6 protein-coding genes are annotated in these 6,485 nt (G+C 29.4%); all 6 read right to left on the bottom strand.

The window, feature by feature from the left end; translation table 11 throughout:
* Window positions 1–285 precede the first annotated feature (285 nt).
* Window positions 286–717, bottom strand: a complete 432-nt coding sequence (gene dut, locus L21TH_RS06720; protein ID WP_006312339.1) for a dUTP diphosphatase — start codon at window positions 715–717, stop codon at window positions 286–288.
* A gap of 55 nt (window positions 718–772) precedes the next feature.
* Window positions 773–2,044, bottom strand: coding sequence for a M16 family metallopeptidase (locus L21TH_RS06715; RefSeq protein WP_006312338.1), 1,272 nt, complete (start codon window positions 2,042–2,044; stop codon window positions 773–775).
* Between the two features lie 80 nt (window positions 2,045–2,124).
* A complete protein-coding gene (locus L21TH_RS06710) occupies window positions 2,125–2,841 on the bottom strand; it encodes a polysaccharide deacetylase family protein (protein ID WP_006312335.1) in 717 nt (238 codons plus the stop codon).
* 106 nt (window positions 2,842–2,947) lie between these two features.
* A complete protein-coding gene (locus L21TH_RS06705; protein WP_006312334.1) occupies window positions 2,948–5,044 on the bottom strand; it encodes a polyribonucleotide nucleotidyltransferase in 2,097 nt (698 codons plus the stop codon).
* A 127-nt stretch (window positions 5,045–5,171) separates the two neighbouring features.
* On the bottom strand, window positions 5,172–5,441 hold the full coding sequence (gene rpsO, locus L21TH_RS06700) for a 30S ribosomal protein S15 (RefSeq protein WP_006312333.1): 270 nt from the start codon (window positions 5,439–5,441) through the stop codon (window positions 5,172–5,174).
* Between the two features lie 127 nt (window positions 5,442–5,568).
* A complete protein-coding gene (locus tag L21TH_RS06695) occupies window positions 5,569–6,474 on the bottom strand; it encodes a bifunctional riboflavin kinase/FAD synthetase (RefSeq protein WP_006312332.1) in 906 nt (301 codons plus the stop codon).
* Between the last annotated feature and the right edge of the window lie 11 nt (window positions 6,475–6,485).

Here is a 6,485-nt window from a genome sequence, read left to right as displayed (position 1 = left end):
TAATTAAATCCGAATCTGCTATTATTCCCAATCTACCCCCATCATTAAGATTAACAATTTCTTTACCACCAAGTTCACTTAATCTCACTTGATTATCCCCCTTCATTTAATTTTTATCAATTAAACCCATATAAAAAATACTTATTGCTATTATATTTTATTTTTATAGCGAAAAATGTTTTACTTTATAGATTGTCATAAAAAAATACAAATTCATCTTTTTATATGGATATGTAGAATTTTTTTTAGTATTCATTATCATTTATGATGAAATTAGTTATGATATTACATGCCTGTGTGCCCAAATCCTCCCTCTCCTCGCTGTGTATCATCTAGAGACTCAACCTCATCTAATTGCACATTAACTATTTTTGTTATAACCATCTGTGCAATTCTATCTCCTCTATTAATAATAAATTCTCCTGAACTCCAGTTGATTAATATAACTTTTATTTCCCCTCTATAGTCACTATCTATAGTACCAATTCCATTAACTAAACCTATCCCATGATTTATAGCTAGTCCACTTCTTGCCCTAATTTGTGCTTCATATCCCTCTGGTAAGCTTATATGAATTCCAGTAGGTATTAATTTTCTTTCCATAGGTTTTAGAACTATCTTATCTTCAATGTCAGCATATAAGTCTAGTCCAGATGCTCCATCAGTTTTATATTTAGGTAATGGTAATTTGCTTTTTTTAACAATTTTAATTTTCATTATATCATTCTCCTTTTCTTACATTTATATGAAATCCTATTTCTATAAAAATAAACTATGAAAAAAATATTTCATTCATGTCTTCTTTTAATTTATTTTGATTATTAATGTTACCAACATATGCAATATTAAATTTACTAAAGTCAAACACTTTATCTATAATCCTGTTTATATCATCTAAATTAATTTTATCAATTTTTTCTATTATATCTTTTGGTGAGTATATTTTACCTAATAACAATTCAGACTTACCTAAAGATGTCATTCTGTTAGAAGTACTTTCTAGTCCTAATATATAATTTCCCTTCAGCTGCTCTTTAGCCTTATAAAATTCATTATCACTAAAATTTTTATTTTTTATACAATTTATCTCTTCTTTAATTAATTTAGAAACATTACATATCTGATTTGGATTTAAACCAACATAAATAGTAAATACCCCTATATCTTTATAAGCTGATGGATACGAATATATAGAATACACTAATCCCTTATCCTCTCTAATTCGTTGAAAAAGCCTAGAACTCATACTTCCACCAAAAATATTATTTAATAATAGAAGACCATATAGGTCATCATCACCTTGAGATATACCTTCCATACCTAAGCAAAGATGCAATTGTTCTGTTAATTTTCTTTTTCCAATTACTCTTTTATATAAAGTAGGTGGTTTTTCAAAGGGATGGTTCTTCTTATTACCATTCCAATGCCCAAAAAATTTTTCAATTAATTTAATAGTTTCATTAGCTTTAAAATTGCCAGCAATAGCTATTACTGTATTTTTTGGTGTATAATGTTCTTTGAAATATCTTAATATATCTTCTCTACTTAAATTTTTAAGATTATCAGTATGACCTAGTATAGGATACGCTAAAGGATGACCATCAAATATAGTAGTCGAAAGTAAATCATGGACTAAATCTTCAGGTGAGTCTTCGTACATATTAATTTCCTCTAATACTACACTTTTCTCTTTTTCAATTTCTTTTTCTTCAAATTTTGAATTAAATAACATGTCAGCTAATACATCAATAGCTATAGGTAAATGATTATCTAGAACCTTTGCATAAAAACAAGTACATTCCTTACTTGTAAAAGCATTCAATTGACCACCTATATTATCAATACTTTCTGCTATCTCTTTAGCATTTCTATTCTTAGTCCCTTTAAAGAGCATATGCTCAATAAAGTGAGATACACCATTATTTAATTTATTTTCTCGTCTTGAACCTGTTTCAACCCATATACCAACTGTGACAGATTTTACATGTGGAATATACTCTGTTACGACTCTTAAACCGTTATCCAATACAAATTTATTATACATATTTGCACCCCGCTAAATTTTTTTTCTAATTCATTATAGAATAGAATTATAATACTTTCAACTATATACCACAATAAAGTTTATCTTATAATATCACTTACCTTACCAATTTTATAACCTTGCTTTTCTAAACTATTTATTAACTCAGGTAATGCTTTGATAGTTTCTTGCTTTGGGTGCATTAATACGATAGCTGAATTATGAGTTTTACTTATAACCCTTTGTATAATTTTTTCTTTTTTACTGTCTTTTCTCCAATCGATTGTATCTATACTCCACATTATAACATCATAATCTAAATCATTTGCTGCTTTAATGGTAAAATCATTAAAAGCTCCTGCCGGTGGAGCAAAGTATTTAGGCTTTTCACCTGTTACTTTCATGATTATATTATGAGCTCTTGTTATTTCTTTCTTGTTTTCTTCATATCCCAATTTACTATAATCTCTGTGTTTATACCCATGATTACCTATTTCATGACCTTCTTTATGTATGTTTTTTAATAATCCTTGATACTTTTCTGCCCATCTACCAGTAACAAAAAAAGTTATTTTTATATCATTATTTCTAAAAGTTTGTAACATTGCAGGTATGTATTCATTCCCCCAATCTACATTGCATGCAAAAGCTATTATTTGTTTATCAATATTGCCTTTATAAAATACATCTCCATTATTAAATGTTTCTGTAGATTTTGTTCTTTTTACATACGTAAATATAAAAGTAAAAACAATTAATAAGATTAATGCTATAATAATTATTTTTAAAGTATTATACTTAATAAAAAAAATTTTCAATTTTCTTCCCCCTAAAATATATTTATTACTATAATAATATACATTTACTAAACAAATATATTCCAGTTAAAATAAAAAAGACACAAACCTACAGTAGGTTTATGCCTTACTTGTCGCATTTCTTTTCTTCTTTTAAAGCTTCTTTCCTTGAAAGATTGATTCGTCCTTGTTTGTCAATATCTACTACCTTAACTAATATTTCATCGCCAACCGATAGTACATCTTCTACCTTATCAATTCGTTTGTCTGAAATATTTGAAATGTGTACCAACCCTTCTTTTCCATCAAGAATTTCTACAAAAGCACCAAATGGAGCTATTCTAGCAACTTTCCCTAAATAAACATCTCCTATTTCTATATCTTTTATTACTTTTTCTATCATTTCAATTGCCTCTTTACCTTTTTCTAAATCTTCAGCTGCAATTATAACCTTACCATTATCTTCAATATCAATTTTTACTCCAGTTTTATTGATTATTTTATTAATGGTTTTTCCTCCTGGGCCTATGATATCTCTGATTTTGTCTTCTTTTACTTCCATTGTTAATATCCTTGGTGCATATGGCGATATTTCTTCTCTAGGACTAGAAATAACTTCTAACATTTTACCTAGTATATATAATCTTCCTTGTTTCGCTCTATCTAATGCTTCTTTTAATATGTCCTTTCCTATTCCTGCGATTTTAATATCCATTTGAATTGCAGTAATCCCTTTTTCAGTTCCTGCTACTTTAAAGTCCATGTCTCCAAGAAAATCTTCCATACCTTGTATATCTGATAATATAACTACATCGTCTTCTTCCTTAATTAATCCCATTGCAATTCCTGCTACTGGAGCTTTTATTGGTACACCAGCATCCATTAAAGATAGTGTACTACCACACACACTTGCTTGTGATGTCGACCCATTTGAACTTAATACTTCAGAAACTAATCTTATTGTATAAGGAAATTGCTCTTCACTTGGAATAACAGGTTCCAAAGCTCTCTCAGCAAGAACGCCATGACCTATTTCTCTTCTTCCAGGACCCCTTAAGAACCTCGTTTCTCCTACACTATATGGTGGAAAATTGTAATGATGCATATATCTTTTCGATTCTTCATCTGTTAACCCATCTAAGATCTGAACGTCACCTTTAGCTCCTAACGTAGCTACAGTTAAAACTTGAGTCTGACCTCTATTAAATAATCCTGAACCATGAGTTCTAGGTAATAATCCTACTTCACAAGATATAGGCCTAATCTCATCAATCTTACGATTATCTGGCCTAATACCTTTTTCTACAATATTTTTTCTTACCTGTTCCTTTATAATATTATAAATTGCTTCATCAACATCTTTTTCATTTTCTGGATATCTCTCTAAGAAATATTCAAATATCTCTTCTTTTACATTATTTAATCTCTCTTCTCTTTCCTGCTTATCAGGAGTTTGTATAGCTTTTACTATCTTATAAGTAGCATATTCAGTAACTTCTTGCTCAATAGCTTTATCAACTTCAAATAGCTCAACTTGCTGCTTTTCTTTTCCTACTTCTTTTTGAATATTTTTTATAAACTTACAAATTTCCTTTATTTCTTCATGTGCAGTCATAATTGCTTCTAGCATAACATCTTCTGGTACCTCATTAGCTCCAGCTTCCACCATCATTACGGCATCTTCTGTACCCGAAACTACTAATTTTAAATCAGTTTTTTCCCTTTGCTCACTTGTTGGGTTAATAACGTATTGTCCATCAACAAGTCCTACTGATACTGAACCCGTAGGTCCATCAAAAGGTATATCAGAAATGCTAAGAGCAATAGAAGAACCTATCATAGCTACTATATCTGGTGGACAATCTTGGTCAACCGATAGAACTGTTGTAATAACTTGTACATCATTTCTGTATCCTTTTGGAAAAAGTGGTCTAATTGGTCTATCAATAAGTCTAGCTGTTAATATTGCCTTTTCACTTGGCTTACCTTCACGTTTTATGAACCCTCCTGGAATTTTTCCAACTGCATATAATCTTTCTTCATAATCTACACTCAGTGGGAAAAAGTCCACACCTTCTCTAGGTTCTTTTGATGCTGTGGCAGTTACTAATACAACAGTATCTCCATATCTTACTAAACATGCTCCATTAGCCTGTTCAGCTACTTTTCCTATTGTTACTGCTAATTTCCTGCCAGCTAAAGTATATTCATATCTTTTCTCCATACTTAACCTCCTTATTTCATTGTCTATATGTACACTATCATTATATTATTATAACCCTATTTTTCAAATTAAACCACTCTTATCAATAAGTTTTATAAAACAATAGAGCGGGTATACCCCGCTCTAACTATCTTCTTAAACCTAATCTCTTGATTAAGCTACGATATCTTTCAATATCATTCTTTTGTAAGTACTTTAATAATCCTCTTCTCTTACCTACCATTTTTAAAAGACCTCTTCTTGAATGATGGTCTTTCTTATGTTCTTTTAAATGCTCAGTTAGTTTGTTAATTCTGTGAGTTAAAATAGCTACCTGTACTTCCGGGGAACCTGTGTCACCCTCTTTAAGTTGATATTCCTTAATAATGGCTGCTTTTTCTTCCTTGCTTATACTCATTTATAACACCTCCAAATTATTTTTACACCTTAATCCAAGTATACGCCGAGGTAACGATACACTTAGGTTAAGGTATTTAACAAGACATATTCTATCATAAAGATTTTACTTTGTAAATGATTATTTTTTATTTTATCATTTTAATATCATTTTCTATTTGTTTTATCAAATCATCTTGTGAATTAAATTTCTTCTCAGGTCTAATAAAATCTAAAAATCTAATTTCTATTGTTTTGTCATAGATATATTTATCAAAATGAAAAATATGGGTCTCTATAGTTATTCCTGTGCCTTTGAAAGTTGGTTTATACCCTATATTAGTAATACTACTATATGTTTTGTTATCTATAACTGTTGATGTTTTATATACACCACTCTTTGGTATGACGTAACTAACTGAAGGTTTAATATTTGCTGTAGGGAACCCCATTATTCTACCTCTACTTTCACCATTAGTAACTTTTCCAATAATACTAAATGGTTTTCCTAATAGTTTATTTGCTCTTTTCATTTTCCCTTTTTCAATTAAACATCTTATTAAACTACTACTTATCACTTTGCCATTATCATAAACAGGTGGTATTATCAAAACTTCTATTCCTAGTTTTTCTCCAAGTGTTTTTAAATATTCAACATCACCTTTAGCTTTAAAACCAAATCTAAAATTAAAGCCTACTACTACAGCTTTTGCATTTAGCTTATCTAAAATTATCTTTTTTATAAAGTCTTCTGGAGATAAACGCATTATATTTTCATCAAATTCAATTAAATATAAATAATCTACATTCATGCTTTCAAAGCACTTAATTCTTTGTTCATTATTCATTATTGATTTAGGTAATTCTCTTGTTTTTATAATATTGGCTGTATGCTTGTTAAAAGTACAGACGACACTTTTAAGATTTTTTTCGCTAGAAATTTTTAACATTTCATTTATCAAACTTTGATGTCCTAGATGAATACCATCAAAATTTCCTATAGCTACTACAGTATTCTCGTCTATACTTACATTATCTCCTATTATAACCTCCATTATAAATCCCC

This window comes from Caldisalinibacter kiritimatiensis (assembly GCF_000387765.1).
Lineage (GTDB): Bacteria > Bacillota > Clostridia > Tissierellales > Caldisalinibacteraceae > Caldisalinibacter > Caldisalinibacter kiritimatiensis.
The sequence above is the reverse complement of the archived record's forward strand: the minus strand, read 5'-3'. Positions and strand labels throughout refer to the sequence as shown.

What these genes read in the sequence shown, in the direction of transcription:
- dut (WP_006312339.1), bottom strand. Translation starts at nt 717, where the DNA reads ATGAAAATTAAAATTGTTAAAAAAAGCAAATTACCATTACCTAAATAT.
- L21TH_RS06715 (WP_006312338.1), bottom strand. Translation starts at nt 2,044, where the DNA reads ATGTATAATAAATTTGTATTGGATAACGGTTTAAGAGTCGTAACAGAG.
- L21TH_RS06705 (WP_006312334.1), bottom strand. Translation starts at nt 5,044, where the DNA reads ATGGAGAAAAGATATGAATATACTTTAGCTGGCAGGAAATTAGCAGTA.
- rpsO (WP_006312333.1), bottom strand. Translation starts at nt 5,441, where the DNA reads ATGAGTATAAGCAAGGAAGAAAAAGCAGCCATTATTAAGGAATATCAA.
- L21TH_RS06695 (WP_006312332.1), bottom strand. Translation starts at nt 6,474, where the DNA reads ATGGAGGTTATAATAGGAGATAATGTAAGTATAGACGAGAATACTGTA.